General features: G+C 40.6%; 1 protein-coding gene and 1 pseudogene. Both read right to left on the bottom strand.

The features are described 5' to 3' along the window. Nucleotides 1–933, bottom strand: a pseudogene (locus PX482_RS26210) (YIP1 family protein); the annotation flags it as partial. Between the two features lie 89 nt (nucleotides 934–1,022). Beyond that, a partial coding sequence (locus tag PX482_RS26205; RefSeq protein WP_288123217.1) for an IS630 family transposase occupies nucleotides 1,023–1,484 on the bottom strand: 462 nt, incomplete at its 5' end.

The raw sequence follows: 1,484 nt of genomic DNA, 5'->3' as shown, positions 1-1,484 counted from the left end.
TAAATTCCGCAGATTGATTAAAGCCATTACACCGTTATGCCCTTTCTGACCGTTTGTTTCCACCCATTGCCAGAAACCGGCTAGAGGGCGCTCGGAATCGGTTAAGGCGCGATTAGTGGTGGAATAGGGCATAATATTGCCAATGATCCGCACTTGCGCCGGTAAAATCCCGTATAATTCGGCGAGAAAATTTTGAGCGTAGGGTTTCAAGCGAGTGGACTCCTGACATATCCCGTCGAGATAGACGATATAACGCTGCACTTGGTTTTGGGGTGGTGCTAGTTGCTGCCAGGGTTCCTCGGCATAGACGCGACTGGGACTGTACCAACCGGCCCACCAACCCAAGGCTTCTAGAGGCGAGGTCAGTGCTTCTAGAAATAAACCCAGGAACAGTAATAATAGACTAAATCCGATCAGATCGAAGGTCAGTCGCACGGCATCATCAAGGGCAAAAAATCCTTCCTGTAGCCAAGTTTTGGCGGGAGAAAATAGGAGAATTAAACATAAACCTAAAAAACCTAGCCCAACATATTCTAGAACTGTTTTGAGATTTTGAGTTTTTACTACTTCTAAATGATGACCGATTCTGAGAAAATTTTTACTAATTGGTGAGATAAAAAGAGACATTTCCGTGAGATAATTGTGCCAAAGGGCTTCGTTTTTCGTCTTTTCTTCCTCTGTTTCCTCGCTGGTATCTTTTTCTAGGTCTTCTGGGTTGATTCCCGAATCAACAATTTTTTGCAAGTGTTTTTTATCGATCACTAATTCGACCCCTAATAATTTTTCTGTCAGCCAATGGACAGCAAAAATAAAGGGATAACCGATAGTTCTCTGGAAAACTAAAAGGACAAGAAAACCTAATAAAGAGGCGATGAAAGCATGAAGTAAAGAAATATTGAGGAGAACGGTTAAACCCACGGCCAGGGCTGCCACACTCCAGAGGATTAATAAGATATAGATCGCCCGGCCAGCCTAGGGAAGAGCGATCGCTAATCCGAAGATAAAGGGTGCGTAACTATACTTTAGACGTTCATAATCTGAGATTTATTAAACTTCTGAAATCGTAGATTCAGCAAGGAATCCAGTTCTTTTTTATGTTTCAAATGGGCATCATTCAAACATTCATAAATGGCTGAAGAAAAGTCAGAAAAGTTTTCATAGTATTTACCATACAAACATTTCTTTTTGACAAATTTCCACAGCCTTTCAATTAAATTTAGATTAGGCGAATAAGACGGCAAATAGAGTAGCTCTATTGACAAAGAAAGAGCCAATTCTTCAACAATTTTACATTTTTGATAGCGGGCATTATCTAAGACTAGAGTGATGGGAATAGTTATTCCTAAAGCAGCTATTTTTGACCGGAGTTCACAGACTTGAGTTGCTGTAATATAAGTGTCATTCGTAACCAGAATAACTTCATGAGTTATTGCATTTAATGCTCCTAAAACATTAAAGCGTTTACGTCCGCTCGGTGACTTAAC

Source organism: Microcystis sp. M53602_WE12 (assembly GCF_030065455.1).
In the GTDB taxonomy this organism is placed as follows: Bacteria; Cyanobacteriota; Cyanobacteriia; order Cyanobacteriales; family Microcystaceae; genus Microcystis; species Microcystis aeruginosa.
This window is presented reverse-complemented; position numbering and strand designations above follow the sequence as displayed.